General features: G+C 58.2%; 18 protein-coding genes. 16 read left to right on the top strand and 2 right to left on the bottom strand.

Going from position 1 to position 20,328, the window contains the following annotated elements:
* Nucleotides 1-107 precede the first annotated feature (107 nt).
* Genes NHG65_RS17140 through NHG65_RS17130 form a run of 3 tightly spaced genes read left to right on the top strand, consistent with a single transcriptional unit; the run spans nt 108 to nt 5,882 of the window.
* On the top strand, nt 108-1,313 hold the full coding sequence (locus NHG65_RS17140; protein WP_413501821.1) for an efflux RND transporter periplasmic adaptor subunit: 1,206 nt from the start codon (nt 108-110) through the stop codon (nt 1,311-1,313).
* Nucleotides 1,306-4,479, top strand: a complete 3,174-nt coding sequence (locus tag NHG65_RS17135; RefSeq protein WP_283603573.1) for an efflux RND transporter permease subunit — start codon at nt 1,306-1,308, stop codon at nt 4,477-4,479. The genes NHG65_RS17140 and NHG65_RS17135 overlap by 8 nt, the downstream gene beginning before the upstream one ends.
* Entirely contained in the window at nt 4,476-5,882 is a 1,407-nt protein-coding gene (locus tag NHG65_RS17130) for an efflux transporter outer membrane subunit (RefSeq protein ID WP_499182475.1), read from the top strand. The genes NHG65_RS17135 and NHG65_RS17130 overlap by 4 nt, the downstream gene beginning before the upstream one ends.
* Nucleotides 5,883-5,933: 51 nt before the next feature.
* Here the strand turns inward: NHG65_RS17130 and NHG65_RS17125 are convergent, their stop codons facing one another.
* Entirely contained in the window at nt 5,934-6,851 is a 918-nt protein-coding gene (locus NHG65_RS17125) for a bestrophin family protein (RefSeq protein WP_283603572.1), read from the bottom strand.
* Nucleotides 6,852-7,199: 348 nt separating this feature from the next.
* Here NHG65_RS17125 and NHG65_RS17120 point away from each other — a divergent pair, with 348 nt between their 5' ends.
* From NHG65_RS17120 to NHG65_RS17060, 13 genes are all read left to right on the top strand, one after another.
* Nucleotides 7,200-7,793, top strand: coding sequence for a tyrosine-type DNA invertase (locus NHG65_RS17120; protein WP_099064819.1), 594 nt, complete (start codon nt 7,200-7,202; stop codon nt 7,791-7,793).
* A gap of 489 nt (nt 7,794-8,282) precedes the next feature.
* The gene (locus tag NHG65_RS17115) at nt 8,283-8,849 is read left to right on the top strand and encodes a fimbrial protein (protein WP_499182474.1); all 567 of its coding nucleotides are present in this window, start codon (nt 8,283-8,285) and stop codon (nt 8,847-8,849) included.
* Nucleotides 8,850-9,014: 165 nt separating this feature from the next.
* Nucleotides 9,015-9,455, top strand: coding sequence for a fimbrial protein (locus tag NHG65_RS17110; protein WP_249265816.1), 441 nt, complete (start codon nt 9,015-9,017; stop codon nt 9,453-9,455).
* Nucleotides 9,455-12,022, top strand: coding sequence for an outer membrane usher protein (locus NHG65_RS17105; protein ID WP_499182473.1), 2,568 nt, complete (start codon nt 9,455-9,457; stop codon nt 12,020-12,022). The genes NHG65_RS17110 and NHG65_RS17105 overlap by 1 nt, the downstream gene beginning before the upstream one ends.
* A 37-nt stretch (nt 12,023-12,059) precedes the next feature.
* The gene (locus tag NHG65_RS17100) at nt 12,060-12,803 is read left to right on the top strand and encodes a fimbria/pilus periplasmic chaperone (RefSeq protein WP_099064803.1); all 744 of its coding nucleotides are present in this window, start codon (nt 12,060-12,062) and stop codon (nt 12,801-12,803) included.
* 38 nt (nt 12,804-12,841) lie between these two features.
* On the top strand, nt 12,842-13,438 hold the full coding sequence (locus NHG65_RS17095) for a fimbrial protein (RefSeq protein ID WP_499182472.1): 597 nt from the start codon (nt 12,842-12,844) through the stop codon (nt 13,436-13,438).
* A 61-nt stretch (nt 13,439-13,499) separates the two neighbouring features.
* Nucleotides 13,500-13,970 (top strand): fimbrial protein, encoded by a 471-nt coding sequence (locus NHG65_RS17090; RefSeq protein WP_499182471.1) that lies wholly within the window; start codon nt 13,500-13,502, stop codon nt 13,968-13,970.
* 10 nt (nt 13,971-13,980) lie between these two features.
* Nucleotides 13,981-14,475, top strand: coding sequence for a fimbrial protein (locus tag NHG65_RS17085; RefSeq protein WP_499182470.1), 495 nt, complete (start codon nt 13,981-13,983; stop codon nt 14,473-14,475).
* On the top strand, nt 14,472-15,014 hold the full coding sequence (locus tag NHG65_RS17080; RefSeq protein WP_499182469.1) for a fimbrial protein: 543 nt from the start codon (nt 14,472-14,474) through the stop codon (nt 15,012-15,014). The genes NHG65_RS17085 and NHG65_RS17080 overlap by 4 nt, the downstream gene beginning before the upstream one ends.
* Nucleotides 15,015-15,690: 676 nt before the next feature.
* Entirely contained in the window at nt 15,691-16,098 is a 408-nt protein-coding gene (locus NHG65_RS17075; protein WP_499182468.1) for a fimbrial protein, read from the top strand.
* A 78-nt stretch (nt 16,099-16,176) separates the two neighbouring features.
* Nucleotides 16,177-16,944, top strand: coding sequence for a helix-turn-helix transcriptional regulator (locus tag NHG65_RS17070; RefSeq protein ID WP_499182467.1), 768 nt, complete (start codon nt 16,177-16,179; stop codon nt 16,942-16,944).
* Between the two features lie 33 nt (nt 16,945-16,977).
* Nucleotides 16,978-17,457, top strand: a complete 480-nt coding sequence (locus tag NHG65_RS17065; protein WP_157765467.1) for a YuaE family lipoprotein — start codon at nt 16,978-16,980, stop codon at nt 17,455-17,457.
* Nucleotides 17,454-18,707: an FKBP-type peptidyl-prolyl cis-trans isomerase N-terminal domain-containing protein gene (locus NHG65_RS17060; RefSeq protein WP_499182466.1), complete on the top strand. Its 1,254-nt coding sequence runs from the start codon at nt 17,454-17,456 to the stop codon at nt 18,705-18,707. Before NHG65_RS17065 ends, NHG65_RS17060 begins: the two co-directional genes overlap by 4 nt.
* 25 nt (nt 18,708-18,732) lie before the next feature.
* Here NHG65_RS17060 and NHG65_RS17055 read toward each other — a convergent pair whose 3' ends face one another.
* Nucleotides 18,733-20,193 (bottom strand): AMP nucleosidase, encoded by a 1,461-nt coding sequence (locus NHG65_RS17055; RefSeq protein ID WP_499182465.1) that lies wholly within the window; start codon nt 20,191-20,193, stop codon nt 18,733-18,735.
* Nucleotides 20,194-20,328: the final 135 nt, after the last annotated feature.

The raw sequence follows: 20,328 nt of genomic DNA, 5'->3' as shown, positions 1-20,328 counted from the left end.
TATCTGGCGGTCACGTTGAGGTCAGTTCCCCGCTCGTACAGTAACCTTTGGCTGCCGGGTGGTGTGCCGCAAAACTCCAGACCCAATACGCAAAAGGAAACGCATTCATGAGCCTCAAAATCGCCTCTCTTGCTGTCGGCGTGGTGGTCATCGCGACCTCGCTTTCCCTGTGGTTGGTGGTGGCTGCCAGGGAGGCACCGCCTGCGGCCCCTCCGCCGCCGCCGCGAGTCGGGGTGGTGACGCTGAAAAGCGAACCGATCGCATTGACCAGCGAACTGCCGGGCCGTATCGCGGCTTTCCGCAATGCCGAGGTGCGGCCGCAGGTGGGGGGGATTGTGCAAAAACGCCTGTTTACCGAAGGGGAAGAGGTCAAGGCGCAGCAGCCGCTTTACCAGATTGACGCCGCACTGTTTCAGGCGGAATACAATCGCAGCAATGCTGCGCTGGCACGGGTACGGGCGCAGTTGCGTACCGCCGAATTATTGATCCAACGTTATCGCCCCCTCGCGAATAGCCGCGCCATCAGCCGTCAGGTATATGACGACGCGGTAGCCGCTCATCAACAGGCGGTGGCAGATGTACAGGCGGCTGAGGCACAGTTGGAAACGGCGCGCATCAATTTGGTTTATACCCGGGTATTGTCGCCCATCGACGGCATTATTGGGCGTTCGTTGGTCACCGAAGGGGCTCTGGTGACGGCGCAGCAGGCCGCGGCGGTGGCGGCAGTACAGCAGATCGACCCGATTTATGTGGATGTTACCCAGTCCAGCGCCCAGTTGCTGCGGCTGAGAAGTGCGCTGGACAGTGGTGCAGTCGCCCAGGCCGAGGGCCCGCAGTCCGCTGCGGTCAGCCTGACGCTGGAAGATGGCTCACGCTACGCCCACAGCGGCAAACTGCAATTCTCAGAGATTACGGTAGACCGCTCCACTGGATCGGTAGTCCTGCGGGCGGTGTTTCCCAACCCGGAGCGCAAGCTACTGCCGGGCATGTTTGTGCGGGCGCGGCTAATCGAGGGTATGGCGGCACAGGGAGGGGTGCTGGTGCCACAACGCGGGATTACCCGCAACCCGCGTGGTGAGGCAACCGCGCTGGTGGTGAATGCCGCAGACAAGGTTGAACTGCGTGAGCTGACCACCGAACGGGCGTTGGGGGACAGTTGGCTGGTTTCGGCCGGACTGTCGCCGGGCGAGCGGGTGATTGTTGAGGGCGTGCAATTGGTTCGGCCCGGGGTGCAGGTGAATGCGGTGGAATGGGAACCGGCCACCACAACGGCGCAACGAGACAGCACGCGCAAGGAGCCGGCTCATGGCTAAATTCTTTATCGATCGGCCGGTGTTCGCCTGGGTGCTGGCGATCATCATGATGTTGTGTGGCCTGTTGTCGATTGCCAATTTGCCGGTGGCCCAGTACCCGAGTATCGCGCCGCCCACCGTCAGCATTCAGGTCAGTTACCCCGGCGCGTCGGCGAAGACGGTGCAGGATACGGTGGTGCAGGTGATCGAACAGCAAATGAACGGTCTCGATAACCTGCAATATATTTCCTCTGAAAGTAATTCCGACGGCAGCATGAGCATAGCGCTGACCTTTGCCCAAGGCACCGACGCCGATACCGCTCAGGTTCAGGTGCAAAACAAGCTGGCGCTGGCGCAACCGCTGTTGCCGCTGGAGGTACAACAGCAGGGGATCCGCGTCACCAAGTCTACCGCCAACTTTATGATGGTGCTGGCGTTTGTCTCAACGGACGGCAGTATGACCCGTCAGGATCTGGCGGATTACGTCGCCTCCTATGTGCAGGACCCGATCAGCCGGACCAATGGCGTGGGGGATTTCCAACTGTTTGGCGCGCCTTATGCGATGCGCATTTGGCTGGATCCCGCAGCCCTGGTGAACTACAGCCTTACGGTCACCGACGTCAGCAACGCAATCCAGGAGCAGAATGTTGAGGTTTCATCCGGCCAATTGGGCGGACAACCGGCGCTGCCCGGGCAGGAACTTAATGCCACCGTGATTGGGCCTTCACGTTTACAAACGCCGGAAGAGTTTGGCCAAATCCTGCTGAAAACCGATCCGGACGGTTCGCGGGTGCGTTTGGCCGACGTGGCGCGCATCGAACTGGGGGCGCAGAACTATTCCATCGACAGTTATTACAACGGCGACGCCGCGGTGGGGCTGGGGGTTCGGTTGGCAACCGGTGCCAATGCGTTGGAAACCGCCCAGGCGGTGCGCGCCACGCTGGCGGAGTTGAAACCCTTCTTCCCGCCGGGGATGGAGGCCGTCGATGCCTATGACACCATTCCCTTTATCAGCCTGTCGATCGAAAACGTGGTGCGCACGCTGATAGAGGCAGTGGTGCTGGTGTTTGCGGTGATGTACCTGTTCCTGCAGAACTTCCGGGCCACGCTGATCCCGACGCTGGCGGTACCGGTGGTGCTGCTGGGTACCTTCGGCGTACTGGCGGCTTTCGGGTATTCAATCAATACCCTGACCATGTTCGGCATGGTGCTGGCGATCGGCCTGCTGGTCGATGACGCCATTGTGGTGGTGGAAAACGTCGAGCGATTGATGCATGAGGAGGGATTGTCGCCGAAGCAGGCGACCCGAAAATCGATGAGCCAGATCACTGGCGCACTGGTGGGGATTGCCATGGTGCTGTCGGCGGTGTTTGTGCCAATGGCGTTTTTTGGCGGTTCAACGGGCGTGATCTACCGTCAATTCTCGATAACCATTGTCTCTTCTATGGTGCTGTCGGTGATCGTGGCGGTGGTATTTACCCCTGCGCTGTGCGCCACGCTGCTCAAACCGGTTAAACCGGCGGATCACGCAGCGAGAAAAGGTTTTTTCGGTTGGTTCAACCGCCGCGTTGAGTGGGCCAATCACAGCTATGCGGCTTCAGTGATGCGTGGGTTAAGTCGCCCACGTCGGTTGATGCTGATTTATCTGGTGATTGCTATCGCCACCGGCTGGCTGTTTACCCGCATCCCCACCTCGTTCCTGCCCCAGGAGGATCAGGGCGTGCTGTTTGCTCAGGTGCAGGCGCCGGCCGGTGCCAGCGCGGAACGTACACAAACCATGCTACGTGGTGCCTCCGACTACCTGTTAGAGATGGAGAAGGACAGTGTGCGATCGGTGTTTGCCATCTCTGGTTTTAACTTTGGGGGGCGCGGACAGAACGTCGGCACACTGTTTATTCGCCTGCACGACTGGGATCAGCGACCGGACGCATCGCAGAAGGCCGAAGCGGTTGCGGCCCGTTTGAATGCCATGTTCGCGCGCGACTTCCGCGATACCCGCACCTTTGTGGTTTCACCGCCGGCAGTGCGTGAATTGGGCAATGTAGCGGGCTTTAACTTTCAACTGATGGATCGCGGCGGCATTGGGCATCAGCGGTTGCTGGCAGCGCGCGATAGCTTCCTGACGGCTGCCCGACAAAGCCCGGTGCTGAACAACGTTCGCGCCAACGGTCTGGAGGATGCGCCACAGTATGAACTGTTGATCGACCGGGAAAAGGCGCGGGCACTCAGCGTACCGATCTCTGAGGTTAACCGTACCTTGTCACTGGCCTGGGGGTCGGGCTATGTGAATGACTTTATCGATCGTGGCCGGGTGAAAAGGGTTTACGTACAGGGCGATGCTTCGTCACGCATGCTGCCACAGGACCTGGAACAGTGGTTTGTGCGTAACGACAACGGCGATATGGTGCCGTTCTCCGCCTTTGCCAGCGCCGAATGGACCTATGGCGCGCAGAAACTCAATCGTTATAACGGTGCACCGTCGTTTAACCTGCAGGGTGAACCGGCGGCGGGGTTTAGCTCTGGTGACGCCATGGCGGAAATGGAACGGATTGCCGCCACGATGCCACCTGGCGTGGGCTACGACTGGACCGGGTTATCGTTTGAAGAGCGGCTTTCCGGCGCACAGGCCCCGGCGTTGTATGCCATTTCGCTGTTGGTAGTGTTCCTGTGTCTGGCGGCGCTGTATGAAAGCTGGAGCATCCCCAGTGCGGTGATGCTGGTGGTGCCGCTTGGGGTGATCGGTGCCGTGGCGGCCACGCTGTTACGGGGCCTGGCCAACGACGTGTATTTCCAGGTGGGCTTACTGACCACCGTTGGGCTGGCGGCCAAAAATGCCATTCTGATCGTGGAGTTCGCCAAGGCGCATTTTGAGGCTGGGGCCAGCCCGGAGCAGGCAGCGGTACAGGCCGCCAGGCAACGGTTACGACCGATCCTGATGACTTCGCTGGCATTTATCCTTGGTGTGGTACCACTGGTGATTGCCAGTGGTGCCGGCTCGGGCAGCCAGAATGCCATTGGCACCGGGGTGATTGGCGGCATGCTGACCAGCACCTTCCTGGCGATCTTCTTCGTGCCGGCGTTCTTCGTCATCATGCTGCGGTTGTTCCGGGTGAAACGTGCTAGTGAACGACGTCAGCAAGAGGAAGAAGCCGAACTCAGCGCCCCGGCACCGGGAGAGCCGTCATGATGAAATCTGTGGGCATGATGCTGGCAGCCGCCACTTTGGCGGGGTGTTCGCTAACGCCAGAGTACCAACGGCCCACCGCGCCGGTTGCATCACAGTATCCAGCCTATGGCACGGTGCAAACCGCAAGTGCGGTGACTGCGGATAGCGGTTGGCGTGAGTTTTACCGCGATCCGTTGCTGCAAACTCTGCTCGCACAGGCATTGGCCAATAATCGCGATTTGCGTATTGCGGCGCTGAACGTGGAGGCCGTTCGCGCTCGTTATCGTATTCAACGGGCAGATTCTCTGCCCACACTGGCGGCACAGGGGGATGCTGCGGTGCAGCGCACGCCGGGCGATCTGGCCGCTGGGGGGCAATCCGCTATCGGTCGCAGCTATCAGGTTGGCGGGGTCATGGCATGGGAACTGGATCTGTTTGGTCGTCTGCGCAGCCTTAATCAGCAGGCGCTGGAATTGTATCTGGCGCAGGATGAAACGCGGACGGCGGCACAACTGGCCTTGATCGCCGAAACCGCCAACGCGTATCTGGCGTTGCGTGCCGATAGCGAACTCCTGGCGCTGGCGCAGGAGACGCTGAACTCACAGCAGGCGGCCTATGAGCTGGTAGATCAAAGCTTCCGGCTCGGCGTGGCGACCGAACTGGATCACAGTCAGGCAGAGATCGGGGTGCGAACGGCGCAGCGCGATTTGGCACGATATCGGCGGCAGGTCCGACAGGACAATAATGCCCTGACGTTATTGGTCGGGCAGCCTTTGGCGCCAAACGTTTCCGCGCAGTTGGTACAGGTAAACAGCTTGCCAGACGGCCTGTTGCCTGAGGCGATCCCGGCGGGTTTACCGGCAGAGTTACTGACCCGGCGCCCCGATATTCGTGCGGCGGAGCATCAACTGCGCGCTGCCAATGCCAATATTGGCGCGGCACGAGCGGCATTCTTTCCGGCTATCAGCCTGACCGGTTTCGGCGGCACGGCCAGCGCGGGTCTGGACGGGTTATTCTCCGCCGGTTCCGGTGCCTGGAGTTTTACGCCGCAAATCTCACTGCCGATCTTCTCTGGAGGAGCTTTACGTGCCGGGCTGGACCTGAGCGAGGTGCAAAAGCGTATTGAAGTCGCGCGTTATGAGCAGGTGATACAGCAAGGATTCCGTGAAACGGCGGATGCTCTGGCCGGTCGCGACACGCTGGATGAGCAGATCCTGGCACAGACGCAGTTGGTGGCGGCAAACCAGCGTGCTTACAGCCTGTCGCAGCAGCGTTTTCAACAGGGCGTAGATAACTACCTTAACGTGCTGGATTCCCAACGCTCGTTGTATGCGGCGCAACAGGTATTGGTAGAGACGCGTTTGGCGCGGTTGACCAATCTGGTCGATCTTTACCGTGCGCTGGGTGGCGGCTGGCGGGAGTAACGGTCACTGGGGCTTCAGGCGCGATTTACACCGGCCTGAAGCGGTAACAGATTAACTGAGCTGGTAACGACTGTCTGGCTGCGCGGCGGCCGGCAAGTCTGTTTCATCATTCATTTCACGCAGGTTGATCTCAATCGTATTGCACATGGCATTGAGCGGCAGATCGTTGGCTGCAGTACCAAAAGGATCTTCCAGTTCTTCCGCCAGCGAGTCCAGTGAGATGAAGGTATAGGAGATAAATACCGATACCAGCGGCGTCATATAGTGCAGATCCGGCACCAGCGCGAAGGGCAGCAGGGTGCAGAACAGATAAACCGTACGGTGAACGATCAGGCTGTAGGCGAAGGGGATCGGCGTATTGGCGATGCGTTCGCAGCCGCCGAGGATCTCCGACAGTCGGTTTAGATTCTGATCGATGCTATGAAACAGCACGTCCGACAACTGGGCCGATTGCCGCTTCTCACCCAACCATTGACCCATCATCAGTAGCAGCCGGTTACAGGGTGACGCGCTGCTTTCAATCGCCCGCAGGTCGGCATTAGGTAGCAGGCGCTGTAGGTCTGCGCTGATATCAGTGCCACGCAGCTGATGTTTCAGGCAGTAGCTAAACGCCATCAGCAGGGCGGCAAACTCATGTGTCGCCTGGTCCTGCTGCGGCAGCAGGCTTTTAATCTGGCGCAGCAGCGAACGCTGGACGATCAACAGGCTGCCCCACAGCAACCGCGCCTCGGTGAAGCGCGCATAACTGACGCTGTTACGAAAGCCGAGAAAGATAGCGATCGCCACGCCCAACAAGCTGAAGGGGGCCAGGGTCAGCTTGACGCCCAGGTGTTCGTACCATTGGAAACAGAGCACCGCGACCAGCGACATTGCCACGTTAAGGCTGAGGCGGAACAAAATTTTGGAGAGCACCGAGCCGTGCCAGACGAAAAGCCGTCTGAACCAGTGTTGCTGAGGTCTGACAATCATAGGTGTGGGGCTGACTGGGGAATAGAAGCCGCAGTTGTAACAGATTTGCGGCCCGTTCATCAACGGTCTGAGCGCTAAAAGTTAAAAGTCTCCCAGCAGACGGAATGCTGTCCCGTTAATTTCCGGGAGGCGAAAAGTAAGCTACATCCGTGCCGATCTCAGTCTCCATCCGTCATAACCCTCAGATTTTTATTTCGTTTACATTACATTTTCTGATGGTGCTTAAGCTAAGGTAATAGCGTGGGCGCGGGATGCTCCCGGCGAGCGGGGGAAGGCGACCATGGGTCAGACTGTCTGCTCGGCATCAACATAGGAGAAGATAAATCTGTTTAGTAAAGTGAGGCTATGGTGAAGCAACGTAAATATTTAACCCGCAATGAGATTGAAAAAATCTTACGCGCCACGGCACAGGGGCGTCATCCGCAACGGGATGCCTGTCTGTTAAAAATGTGTTTTATTCACGGGTTTCGGGTCAGTGAATTGGTTCGTCTGACATTGTCGGACATTAATCTGGAGGCCGGCATCGTTTATGTCAGGCGGTTGAAAAACGGGTTTTCCACTACCCATCCCTTAACACCGGAGGAGTTGCCTTATTTGCATGCCTGGCTGGCACACAGATTTACGCTGGACGACCGCTCTGCGCCCTGGCTATTTTTGTCGCAAAAGGGCGGTCCGCTTTGTCGGCAGGCGGTGTACAGCTTGCTCAAGCGACTCGGCCGATTGGCCGGCGTGGATGTGACCGCTCATCCGCATATGTTGCGCCATGCCTGCGGGTTTGCGCTGGCCGATTTGGGGGCGGATACACGCCTGATTCAGGATTATCTTGGCCACCGTAATATCAACCATACGGTGCTCTATACCGCCAGCAATTCGCAGCGTTTCAATGAAATTTGGACACGAAATGGGGCGAGAAACTTAAGGGCAAGAGTCAAAGCGGAATAATCGGAATTGGTTATTAATCAGTAGGTTAATTCAATAAAAATGTGTCATTTTGTATCAAAGTGTCGCCATATTAAGAATGCCCCCCCATTTTGTCAAGCCTTGTCAGTGGATTGTTGTATCACATTGATAAACAAAGATTATTTTTTCAACCTCCTCGTGTGTGTCATCTCCGTAGCTTATTTTCTACCACCTAATTTCTGCTTGAGTAACGCTTAGAACTCTTCTTTGGGTATATTTCTAGAGTTATATTCTTTTTGGTTTGCTTTTTTAAGAATAAAAATCAAATTAATTATTAATTTACAGTCATTAAAACTTAATGTGTCACTTTGATACAAAATGGAACATTGCCTGGATGGCGTGGCCGTTTTTTATCGGGGTGAATTTGGTGGCGGCGGAGGGATGCCCGTCTGCCGGAATTTATCACCAACTTTATTCCCGGTTCGTTGGGAACCGGAATCGAAAATCACGTCTTTTAAGGGATTACAAAGCATGAACATGAACAAAAATCTGATTGCGGCAGTACTGGCTACCATGGCGATGGGCTCAATGGTTTCCACGGCTAATGCGGCCAACCAGGGCAGCGGCTCCGTGACCTTTACTGGGTCAATCATCAACGCACCATGCTCGATTGCGCCGGACTCCGTTGACCAAACCGTCAATCTGGGCAGTGTGGCCAACAAGGCACTGAAGGACGGCGGCAAATCCAGCCCACAATCTTTCAACATCAAGCTGCAGGACTGCGACATTACCGGTCTGACCAATAACACCGTCACCGCCACCCCGTCTAAAATCAATGCCAACAATCTGGGCCTGACTGGCACCGCCAGCGGCGCGGCCATTGTGCTGACCCAGGGCGGCACCGACATTAAACTCGGTGAGCCTACCACCGCCACTAAAGTGGGTGACGGCAATAATACTCTGACGTTTGCCGCCTTCTTGCAGGGTGAATCCACTACCACCGCCGCCAGTGGGGGGACTCCAGCCAAAACCACCTATTCCCCGATTGTCCCGGGTGATTTCAAGTCTGTTGCCAACTTCACGCTGGCCTATCAGTAAGCCTCGCACGGGCGCTATTGCGCCCGTCCCTTTCTGTCGCCAGCCCGATTGAAGTGAGGTTGCCTCATGTTCCGCTTTAGGTCTTCATGCTTCACGCCTTGCCTGTGGGCTATTTGCGGGTTTTCCGTTGCGGCCTCTGCCCATCAGGGGCAGGGGTTAGTCAATATGCAGGGCTCGATTGTTGACGTGCCCTGTGCCATTGCCGTCAGCAGCCGTGACCAGAGCATCGATCTGGCGGTGCTGCCGGTCGGTCAAATCATGCGCGACGGCCAGGGGCCGGTCAGCCCCTTCAGCATTCAACTGGTCAACTGTTCGTTACAACAGATGCGCCCCGGCCGTGCCGACTGGACGCAATTCCGCGTGACCTTTGCCGGTGAGGTGACCGACAGCGCCTTATTCGGCATATCCGGTCATAGCCAGGGTGTGGGGATACAAATTACCGATGCCGCCGGCAACGTGGCGCAATCTGGCGTGCCAATGCCGCCCGGCGCACTGGTACCTGGGGATACGCGACTGGACTACAGCCTGCGGCTGGTGGGTACGCATCAGATACTGCGCGCGGGGGCTTATCGCACCACGGTGCGGTTCAAAATGGATTATTACTGATGAAGGAACATGCCGTGTTGTTGCTTTCCCCACGGGCAAAATGGATATTGCGCCCCCTGGCGGTGTGGATGGGTCTGATGTTGGGCCATGCCGGGCAGGTGCTGGCAGCCGACAGCATTGAATTCAACACCGACGTACTGGACGTCAAAGACAGAACCGCCATTGATCTGAGTGAGTTTTCACGCGTTGGTTACATGATGCCGGGCAAGTATGCGCTGGTGTTACGGGTCAACAAACAGGAACTGCCGGAGCAGCAGATCACCTTTTTGGCCCCCCCGGACGATGCCAAGGGCAGCGTCCCCTGCCTGACACCGGCCATGGTGGATCAACTGGGGCTGAAAGCCTCGGTGCAGCGCAATCTGGCCTGGTGGAACCAGGGGCAATGTCTGGCGCTCGACTCGTTGAAGGGCATGCAGACGAGGGCCGACCTGGGGTCCGGTTCGCTGTATCTGAATGTGCCACAGGCCTACCTGGAGTACACCGACGAGAACTGGGATCCGCCGTCGCGCTGGGATCAGGGTATCGCTGGCATGCTGTTTGACTATAACGTCAACGCGCAAACTGTCCGCCAAAGCCAGGGGCAAAACAATCAGTCGCTGAGCGGCAATGGCACCACCGGGGCCAATCTTGGGGCCTGGCGCTTTCGTGCCGACTGGCAGGCGCAGTATGACCATACCACCGGCCAGAACAGCAGCTCACAGCAGCGCTGGGACTGGAGCCGTTATTACCTGTACCGCGCGATTGCGGCGCTGCGCGCCAAGCTGACGTTCGGTGAGGACTACCTCAACTCCAGCATTTTCGACAGCTTCCGCTACACCGGCGCCAGCTTGGTTTCGGACGACAACATGTTGCCACCCAACCTGCGCGGCTATGCGCCGGAAGTGACCGGGGTGGCGAAAACCAACGCCAAGGTGACGGTCAGCCAGCAAGGACGAGTGCTGTATGAAACTCAGGTACCGGCGGGGCCGTTTCGCATTCAGGATTTGAACTCCGCCACCATGGGCAAACTGGATGTACGCATTCAGGAACAGGACGGCAGCGAACGCACTTTTCAGGTGGACACGGCGGACGTGCCTTACCTGACGCGCCCGGGTCTGGTGCGTTACAAGATGATGGCCGGCAAACCGTCCAATCTCCGGCACAACAGCGAAGGCCAGGTGTTCAGCGGCGGCGAATTCTCCTGGGGGGTCAGCAACGGCTGGTCACTGTTCGGCGGTGGGCTGCTTTCCGCCGGCTATAAAGCGCTGGCATTGGGGGTAGGTCGTGATCTGCTGGCCTTTGGTGCGTTATCGCTGGACGCCACGCAGTCACGCGCCGAGTTGCCGGGCAAGGGGACGCCGTCCGGCACCTCCTGGCGACTGAACTACTCCAAGCGTTTTGACGAGTATGACAGCCAGGTGACCTTCGCCGGCTACCGCTTCTCCGAACGCAATTATATGAGCATGTCGCAATACCTGGACGCGCGTTACCACGGCGGCAATTACAGCAACAGCAAGCAGATGTATACCGTCTCGCTGAACAAGCAGTTCCGAACGCTGGGGCTGAGTGCATTCCTGACTGCCAGCCATCAAACCTATTGGGATAGACCTGCCAACAACAACTATAACCTGTCGCTGTCGCGCTATTTCGACATTGGCTCGTTCAAGAACATCAGCCTGAGCCTGTCGGCCTACCGCACGGTGTTCAACAACAGCCACGACGACGGGGTTTACCTGGGGGTCAGCGTGCCCTGGGGCAGAACCGGGACCATGAGCTACAACAACCAGACCACACGGGCCGGCAGCACCAATACCCTCGGCTATTACGATCGCATCGACGACAACAATACCTACCGCCTGACTGGCGGCGTGGGTAACGGTGGGCGCGGTACGGCCAGTGGCTACTTCACCCATGACGGCGATCTTGCTGAAGTGACCGCCAATGCCAGTTATCAGGGTAGCCAGTACAGCTCGCTCGGTTTGTCCTTGCAAGGCGGTGCGACAGTGACGCCAAAAGGGGCCGCATTGCACCGGGTCAATACGCTAGGGGGCACCCGTATGATGGTCGACACCGCCGGTGTTAGCGGTGTACCGGTACAGGGATACGGTGGTACCTCGAACACCAACATGTTTGGCAAGGCGGTGGTCAGCGACATCAACAGTTATTACCGCAACAGCGTGTCGGTGGACGTCAACAAGCTGCCGGATAACGTCGACGCCAACCAGTCGGTGGTGCAAGGCACCCTGACCGAAGGGGCGATCGGCTACCGCAAGTTCAGCGTAGTCGCAGGGGAGAAAGCCATGGCGGTGATCAAACTGGCCGACGGCAGCGCGCCGCCGTTTGGCGCCATCGTGGTCAATGACCACCTCTATCAGACCGGCATCGTCAATGACGAAGGCAGCGTATGGCTGACCGGGCTGAATCCGGGGGAAGGGATGGACGTGCGTTGGAACGGCCAGACCCAGTGTCGGGTGCATTTACCCAGCCCACTGCCGGCATCGGCCCTGTTACTGCCGTGCCAGACGGTGTCAGGCACGGCGGCGCCTAAGGCCGCAGAGACACCCGCTCTGACGCCGGTTGAATCATAACCCGACCCCTGAAAGCCAATAATAGTGAGTGAAAGAGATGAAATTAAAGACTTCCCTGGCGGTAACTGCCGTCTTATTGACCGGTGTATTGAGCATGCAGCAGGCGGTTGCCGCCATCGCGTTGGATCGTACCCGCGTCATCTTTAACGGTGACCAGAAATCCATCAGCCTGAGCATCAGTAATCAGAACAAGGAATTACCCTATCTGGCACAGGGCTGGATAGAGAATGCCGAAGGCAACAAAGTGACCTCGCCATTAATAGTGTTGCCACCACTGCAGCGCGTCGAACCGGGGGCGAAAAGCCAGGTAAAAATTCAGGCCAGCCCGGAGGTGGCAAGCCTGCCGCAGGATCGGGAGAGCCTGTTTTACTTCAACCTGCGCGAAATTCCACCCAAGAGCAGCAAGCCGAACACTCTGCAGATCGCGTTGCAGACGCGCATCAAACTGTTTTACCGCCCGGCGACGCTGGTGACGCGAGATGCCAAGGCCTGGCAGGAAAAGCTGACGTTGACGCGGGTGGGGGATCAGTATCAGGTCAACAACCCGACGCCGTACTTCATCACGCTGGCGAGTGCCTCGGCCAGCCTGGGTGGCAAAGACATCCCGGGCGTTAACCCGGTGATGATCGCCCCCAAGGCTAACGTGATGTTGGGCGGATCGGCGGCAGCGCTGGGGTCTGCCCCGGTGCTGACCTACATCAACGACTACGGCGGCCGCCCGAAGCTGGTATTTGGCTGTAACGGTGCCACCTGCAGCGTGCGCAGCAGCAAGGCCGGCTAAGCGCGGCACGGAATGCGGCAATCAACAAGGAGAAGTGTATGAACAGGATTGATCGAACCCCGCCCGCCTGGGTTGCCGCGCTGGTGTTGATGAGCACGGCGATATCGGCACAGGCCGCGCCGGACAACTGGGGGGTAGAGGGTGCTCACGGTGAGTTACATATCAGCGGTGCGCTGGCGGCCGGGGCCTGCCGACTGGATATGACGTCGTTGTTTCAGCAGGTGGAGATGGGGGTGATCCCGACCGCGACCCTGCTGCGCCCGGGCGACCAGGGCGAGCCGGTGGCAGTGCAATTGCAACTGCGGGACTGCCTGCCGGTCGGCGGGCGGCAGCGCGATGACCGCATCGGCAGCCTGACCTGGGACAGTATTCAGCCGGTGGTGTCGGTGTCTTTTGCCGCTCGCATGGACGATGACAACCCGGACCTGGTGCAGGCACGCGGTGCGTCGGGGCTGGGCCTGCGGCTGCTGGACAGCCAAAAGCGCGATGTGCGGCTGGGGTCACGCGGCGCCCCGCAATTTCTGACGCCGTATAACGACCAGTTGACCTATTACGTGGTACCTGAGCGTACCCGGGCGGCGTTGGCACCGGGGGCGTTTCGCGCCAGCGTCGATTTTCGGCTGAACTATGACTGAGGGGCAAATGATGCAAAACACCCTTAGGCGGCGGGGCCCGCAGACAATGCAGGTGTTGGCGTTGGCGTCATTACTGCTGTCCGGAACTGCGCTGGCCAAAATGGATGATTCGACGGTGAATGTGAAGATCAGTGGCACGGTAGTGGCAAAAGGCAGTTGCACCTTTATTGGCACCCGGCCTATCGCAGTCGAGTTTGGCGATGTGTTTATCAAAGACATCAAGGACGGCGCCTACAAACAAAGCCTGCCCTACACCCTGGATTGCCATGGCGATCCGGAAGGTAAAAGCATCCAAATGAAGCTGACGGGCACTGCCGCGGACTTTGACGGCACGCTGCTGAAAACCGATGCCAAGGGCCTGGGGCTTCGCCTACAGAAAGATGGCAAAACCCTGACGTTGAACCAATGGATCGATATTGATCCCGCTGCACCGCCGAAGTTTGATGCGGTATTAGTGAAAGGGAAGGATGCCAGCTTTCAAAATGGTCAGGCGTTCAACGGGGCAGCGACCTTAATTGTCGGTTTTAACTGAGGGCAGTGAGATGAACCAACACAGAGGGCTGTCGGCGGTGATGCTGATGATGGCGCTGAGCTTTCAGACAGCCGCCGCTCCAACTGGCGACCAGATCGACGTGACCTTCCACGGGGTGTTGAAACAGCGCCCTTGTCACATCAATGGCGATCGGGATATCGAGGTGCATTTTGGCAACGTGGGTGTCAACAAGGTGGATGGCAGTCGCTATCTGCAAAAGGTGAGTTACAGCCTGAGCTGTGACGATCCGGACGACAGCGCCGCAATGACCCTGGTGGTTAAAGGTATAGCAACCAGTTTTGATCAGGCGGCGGTGAGCACCAGCGCCAATGGTTTGGGGATCCGTATTTTGCAGGATGGCAAACCCTTTACCCTCAACAGCCGGATGAAGATTGATGATAAAAGTCCACCCAAGCTGGAGGTGGTACCGGTCAAGGATCCCAGCGTCACGCTGGTTGAAAGCCCGTTTACGGCCACCGCAACCCTGCTGGCGGAGTATGAATGATGCAACGACAACACAGAACTCACCCGCTGTCGGCGCTGTTGTTGACGCTGTTAATGGCGGCGGGCGTGCAGGCGGCAACCACCGATAACCTGCGCTTTGATGGCACTTTGGTAGCCGACCCGTGCGAGCTGGACCCGAAAACCACCGATATCTCGCTGGATTTTGGCACGGTGATCGACAAGTACCTGTACCTCAACACCCGCACCCACAGCAAGCCGATCACCATCCGGCTATTGGGCTGTGATTTGTCGCTGGGCAAGACGGTGTCGCTGACCTTCAAGGGCACCGAGTCGCTGGTATTGCCGGGCTTGCTGGCGGTGAACACCGGGGGGGCGGGCGGTATTGCCATCGGCATGGAGCTGGCGGACGGCACGCCGCTGCCGATCAATAAGGCCACGCCGTTAATGGCGTTAACCCAAGACACCACCACGCTAACGCTGATGAACTATGTGCAGGGTGAGCCCACGGCGATAAAGGACCACAAGATTGTGACCGGGGACTTTACTGCGGTAGCCACCTTTGCGCTGGATTACCCGTGATGGCGGAGTTTGGGTGTTCGGAACGAGCGGGTCCGATAACAATAATGAGTATCACTACTGGGTGGCTAGTTTTTGGGTTCTAAGGGGCCCCACAGACAGTGCCGCCGGATAAGGATAAATGATGGGGATACAAAATATAAGTCTCATTGCATCGATACGTATAGGTGCATTGTTGGTTGGGATTATGGGGATGTGTTACGGCAATCTGGCCTGGGGTTTTTGGGGCCCTGTCAGGTGTGCCAGTTCGGGTTCGGCGACATGGTGCGTAGATCAGAATGGCCCCAATGGCCCCTTTTGGCGGCGAACTGATGGAAAAGCTGGTCCGCTGGGGATGAGTTTTACAACTGCGAGCGCTACGCCCCCTGTGGGGTATACCCCAGCAGGTGTAACCACGATAAATGGGGTATTTCGTGGATGCCAAGGCAAGCAATCCACAACGGCATTTTGTCCCAACGGAGAGGAGGGGGTTGGGATCGCATCGATTGGTGCCGCCATAAAGTGTACTGCCGGGGAACCATGGAGCGATTGTATTTCACGGTCGACATCTGGTCAGCCGATATTTGACGTGGCATTCCTGCCAGGAATGCAATCTGTTTGTCTGGTCTATAAGGATCAACTGGGGAGGCTATGGGCATTGACATACTCGGATGGTTCTAAGTGTGGAACCGGGAAAACCGTGCCGACCACCCCAGATAACTGCACGGTAACTACGACCGACAACTGGAATATCCCCTTTGGCAGCGTGGAGCGTAGCGAAATTCCCACCACTGGCGGAACCGAACAAATCAAAGCACTGACCCTGGCCTGCACCGGTACTAGCGCCCATGACTTCAACGTCAAATTAAATATGACTGCGACCTCTTGGTCGACGTCGCAGTTGGCCACCAGCAACCCCGACCTGGGGGTACAGGTCACCGTGGGCGGAACCGCGGCCAAGCTGGGGGAGTCGTTCGCCATGAAGGTCACAGGGTCGGGCAGCACAACCCTCGGCTTCTCGGTGCTGCGTAACCCGGCGAGCAAAGCGTTGGATATCGCCACCGGTGACTTTAGCGCCTCGGGAACGTTGGTGGTGTCCGAGCTATAACCCGCGTCAAAGCCAGAATGACTCGCCGCAGGCCAGACCTGCGGCGAACAGGGAAGCCGTTAATCATGGAGCAAGATCATGGAGTTCAGCTATCGACCCACCGTCGTTGACGGTTCGGCACCCGATGCCATTACGCAGGTGGTGATTTATTCGCGCGACTGTTTTTGGCAGCAGGGGTTGCAGGCACTGAGCCTGCCGTTGCTGCCCGCTGATGCACCACCGGTCGTGGTTTCTACGCTGGCGGGAGTGGTACACGCGGTTAAACAGAGCAAGTTGCCGGTGCTGGTGATTTACGCCTATTCGTATGGCGTAGCTTCATTACAGGGGGCGCTGTCGATCCTTAAACAGGTGGCCGATCTGTCACCGTTTTGCCGACAAGTGGTAATGACCGATGAGCTGCAGCCGCTGTTTGCGGCGATGACTCAGCGCATCCCCAGCCTGACGGTGCTGGACGCACATATGGCGCGCGAGCTTTTGCGGCAGGTGCTGTCATCGCTGCTGGAGCCTTCGCTAGCGAGGGCGGTTTATCTGCCGCCGTTACCCAAAGCCGATATTGATCTTAGCTTTCGTCAGCGGGGGGTATTGCGCCTGTTGCGCCAGGGCGTGAAGCAGCAGGACATCGCCCGGCGGCTGCAAATCCATGAAAAAACGGTCAGCGGCCACAAGGTGGATGTCTTTAAGCGCCTGCATATCCGTGGCGGGCGGGAAATGATGTTGCTGTTTTCGTTGATGGATGAGTTTTTCCGCCTGACCCTGGTCGGGTACCCGTTACCGTCATGTTGTTTACCGCCGCCAGTGCATAGTGTCGCTTATTTCGATGCTGGGTGGCAAAAAGCAGAACGTTAATTATCGAGAATTTACAAGGGCTTTAACCAGAATATGAATGCTTACTTTAGGTCCGGCGCCTTGCGTCGCAGTGTGATGATGGGAATGGTCGGCAGTTTTCTTCTTCTTGGCGGTTGTACCACCTCGCCGGAGTCACGACTGCGCCCGCAGGACGCACCCAACATAGCGGCGGTACCGATGAAAGTCACCGCGACTGCCACTAACCCCAATGCCACACCGGAAGCGCCACCGGTCATGGAGAAAGACAGCAAGGTCACGCAGTGCAATAACGAACTGGCCGCGCTGAAAACGGTTAATGCGGCGCAGTATGCTCGTTATCGCAGCGAAATGGACCATCTGGTGGCCAGCGGTCGGCGCTATATGGAGGTCAAAACGGGTATCAGTAACGACATCAACGACATCATGACGCCACGTTACCAATACGGTATGGCCAGACTGTGTTGGGGAATTCGTAATGCGTTGTCGCAATCGCTGATGGCGCAGGCGGATATCCCGCAGGGGCGTGGGCAATGATCAAGACGTGGTCAGTAACGGCCTGCACCTTGTTGGCGGTTCCGCTGTGCTTCGCCGGTACGGCGACGGCGGCTTACACCCCACCGGAACCCCTGTCTTCGGTCGATGCGCTGGTGCGTCCGCAGCAGGATAACGGCTATGGGCTGGGCGCGTTGATTGAGTCACAACAAAAAGGGCGAGGTGAAAAGGAGCGGGGTACAGCACCGGTGTCAGTTTCAGCCGCCGCGGCGGCTGCGCGCCAGGCGCAGTCCGCCCGCCGCCAGAGCAGCGCGTTGCAGGCGGAAATTGCCGGTCTCAAGGAGCAACTGGCGGCAGGCAGCCGGGATGATCAGCAGTTGGCGAGCAGTGAAGCGGCCCGTGCCACGCTGGCCGCCGATAAAACCGCCCTGCAACAGCAGCTAGAGAGCCAATTGGCCAAGGAACGCTCGGTGGCCGGACATCTTGCGACTGCCAGAGAAGCACTCAAAGAACGTGACAGCCAGTTGCGGGTACAACAGCGGCAACTGGAAGCGCTGCAGTCCCAATTGACCCTGCGTGGAGATAACCAAAAACAGCTTACCGCTCGCACGGCCGAGCTGGCGGTGTCGCAATCTGCGCTGGCCGCGTTACGCGCCAAACCTGCCGGGCCGCAGGCCAATCTGACCACCACCAGCGGCAAGCAGGATTATGTGGTGGGGCAAAGCATTGCCGCCAACCTGCGTGAGCGATTGCAGAGTTACACCAGTGCCGGTTTGACGTTGGATCAACAGGGTGTGCTGGCCGGTATCAGCGACGGCCTGAAGGGCAGTATGCAGATGAAAAAAGCGGATATGGATGCCGTTTATCTCCAGTTCGCGACCCGGTTGCAGCAGCAGGTGAGCAAGCAGGTCAGTGACGGTGAGGCGCTGATCGCCAAGAAAAGCCGGGGACGCACGCCGGTGAAACAGGTGGATGGCATTACCTATTTTGTGGTGAAAAAGGGCAAGACGATTACCGATCCGGATGCGCCGGTAATGCTGTCGTTGACCGAAGCCATCGCCGATGGGCGCACGGTCAGTCAGTTACCGCAGTTGGTATTAACGGTCACTGATGAAATGCCGGCGGTGGTGCGCGAAGCCCTGCCATTGCTCGGTGAGGGGAGTGAAGTACAAGCCTATGCGCTAGCCAAATCGGTCTATGGCTCGCTGCCGTTGCCGCGTGGGGTAGAGGCGTTCACCGTGCTGAGTTACGATCTGAAAGGATTAACCCCGCCACGTCCGGCCAAGAAATGACCGGCAGTTGCAGCGGGGCTACCCGTCAGCGGAAAGGTGGCTCGTTAAAGGTACGCAGCTTGCGGGAGTGCAAACGATCGCCTTCTGCACGCAGCAGATCGATCGCGCAGATACCGATCTGCAGGTGCTCCGAGATTGCGCCTTCATAGAAGCGGTTGGCCTGGCCGGGCAGTTTGATTTCGCCGTGCAGCGGCTTGTCGGACACGCACAGCAACGTGCCGTAAGGCACCCGGAACCGATAACCCTGAGCGGCGATGGTGGCACTTTCCATGTCTACCGCCACGGCGCGGCTGAGGTTAAAGCGCAGTGCCGAAGCCGAGTAACGCAGCTCCCAGTTGCGGTCGTCGGTGGTGACCACGGTGCCGGTACGCAGGCGTTGTTTGACCTCTTCGCCCGGCATGCCGCTGACCATTTTGGTGGCGTCATACAGCGCGCGCTGTACTTCGGCAATGCTGGGGATTGGGATGTCCGGTGGCAGTACCGAATCCAGCACGTGATCGTCGCGCAGGTAGGCGTGGGCCAGCACATAGTCGCCAATCGACTGGCTTTCACGCAGGCCGCCACAGTGGCCAATCATCAGCCAGGCGCTGGGGCGCAATACCGCCAGATGGTCGCAGATGGTTTTGGCGTTAGACGGACCGACACCGATATTGATCAGGGTAATGCCCTGGCCGGTACGGGAAATCAGGTGGTAGGCCGGCATCTGGTGATTCTTCCAGGCCAGATCGGACACGGCCTGGTCCGGCGCGGTGGTTTCCGGCGTGATATAGATGCCACCGGCGCTGGACAACGCAATATAAGGGCTGGCCGGATCGGCTATCTCGGCGCAGGCCCAGCGGACAAACTCATCCACGTAGCGGGTGTAGTTGGTGAACAGCACGAACGGCTGGAAATGCTCCACCGGGGTGCCGGTGTAGTGCCGCAACCGCGCCAGTGAAAAATCGGCCCGCAATGCGTCGAAGTGTGAAAGCGGGAAAGTGCTGGTGGCGTTGAACAGACCGTCAGCGGTTTCGTCACCAATTTGCGCCAATTCGGTGGTAGGGAAATGCTGCGCCAGACTGGCACTCATCGAACGATCCAGCATCAGATTGGAACCGTCGATCACGTATGGGAAGGGGATTTCCTGTTGTGATGGCCGCACTTCAATATGTGCATCATATTCCCCCGCCAACAGGGTCAATTGTTCGGTCAGATAGTGCCGAAACAGCTGTGGTCGGGTAATGGTGGTGGTGTAGCAGCCGGTATGGGTGAAGCGGCCGAAGGCGCGGGTCTTGGTCTGACCGGTCGATTTGCCATCCCAACTGACTCGCAGTTCAGGGTAAACAAACAGCCCTGCGGCGCGGGTCTGCGCGTCGGGTAGCCCGCCGTGACTGATAAAATCCCCAACCGCCTGGCGCAGCGCTTCAACCGAGGCTTCATACAGCGCTTCCAGTTGTTCAATCGCCTGAGCGGGGGTGAGGCCGGTGCCGGATAGCTGACTGCTCATACTCTCTCCTGGGTTCTCCCGGCTCTGCGGCGGGAGGCATGCGGATGCCGATATCAATTCACAGCAACAGGTTAGCTGAAGATGGGCGCAAAAGCTTTGCAGAAATAGAACCGGAGGAAAGAAAACGCAGCGTTC

Source organism: Serratia myotis, from assembly GCF_027474885.1.
In the GTDB taxonomy this organism is placed as follows: Bacteria; Pseudomonadota; Gammaproteobacteria; order Enterobacterales; family Enterobacteriaceae; genus Serratia; species Serratia proteamaculans.
The sequence above is the reverse complement of the archived record's forward strand: the minus strand, read 5'-3'. Positions and strand labels throughout refer to the sequence as shown.

Excerpts from the sequence above, each read along its gene's own strand:
- NHG65_RS17140 (WP_413501821.1), top strand. The coding sequence starts at position 108 with ATGAGCCTCAAAATCGCCTCTCTTGCTGTCGGCGTGGTGGTCATCGCG.
- NHG65_RS17065 (WP_157765467.1), top strand. The coding sequence starts at position 16,978 with ATGAATGCTTACTTTAGGTCCGGCGCCTTGCGTCGCAGTGTGATGATG.
- NHG65_RS17125 (WP_283603572.1), bottom strand. The coding sequence starts at position 6,851 with ATGATTGTCAGACCTCAGCAACACTGGTTCAGACGGCTTTTCGTCTGG.
- NHG65_RS17060 (WP_499182466.1), top strand. The coding sequence starts at position 17,454 with ATGATCAAGACGTGGTCAGTAACGGCCTGCACCTTGTTGGCGGTTCCG.
- NHG65_RS17130 (WP_499182475.1), top strand. The coding sequence starts at position 4,476 with ATGATGAAATCTGTGGGCATGATGCTGGCAGCCGCCACTTTGGCGGGG.
- NHG65_RS17085 (WP_499182470.1), top strand. The coding sequence starts at position 13,981 with ATGAACCAACACAGAGGGCTGTCGGCGGTGATGCTGATGATGGCGCTG.
- NHG65_RS17055 (WP_499182465.1), bottom strand. The coding sequence starts at position 20,193 with ATGAGCAGTCAGCTATCCGGCACCGGCCTCACCCCCGCTCAGGCGATT.
- NHG65_RS17100 (WP_099064803.1), top strand. The coding sequence starts at position 12,060 with ATGAAATTAAAGACTTCCCTGGCGGTAACTGCCGTCTTATTGACCGGT.
- NHG65_RS17095 (WP_499182472.1), top strand. The coding sequence starts at position 12,842 with ATGAACAGGATTGATCGAACCCCGCCCGCCTGGGTTGCCGCGCTGGTG.
- NHG65_RS17110 (WP_249265816.1), top strand. The coding sequence starts at position 9,015 with ATGCAGGGCTCGATTGTTGACGTGCCCTGTGCCATTGCCGTCAGCAGC.
- NHG65_RS17135 (WP_283603573.1), top strand. The coding sequence starts at position 1,306 with ATGGCTAAATTCTTTATCGATCGGCCGGTGTTCGCCTGGGTGCTGGCG.
- NHG65_RS17070 (WP_499182467.1), top strand. The coding sequence starts at position 16,177 with ATGGAGTTCAGCTATCGACCCACCGTCGTTGACGGTTCGGCACCCGAT.
- NHG65_RS17080 (WP_499182469.1), top strand. The coding sequence starts at position 14,472 with ATGATGCAACGACAACACAGAACTCACCCGCTGTCGGCGCTGTTGTTG.
- NHG65_RS17115 (WP_499182474.1), top strand. The coding sequence starts at position 8,283 with ATGAACATGAACAAAAATCTGATTGCGGCAGTACTGGCTACCATGGCG.
- NHG65_RS17105 (WP_499182473.1), top strand. The coding sequence starts at position 9,455 with ATGAAGGAACATGCCGTGTTGTTGCTTTCCCCACGGGCAAAATGGATA.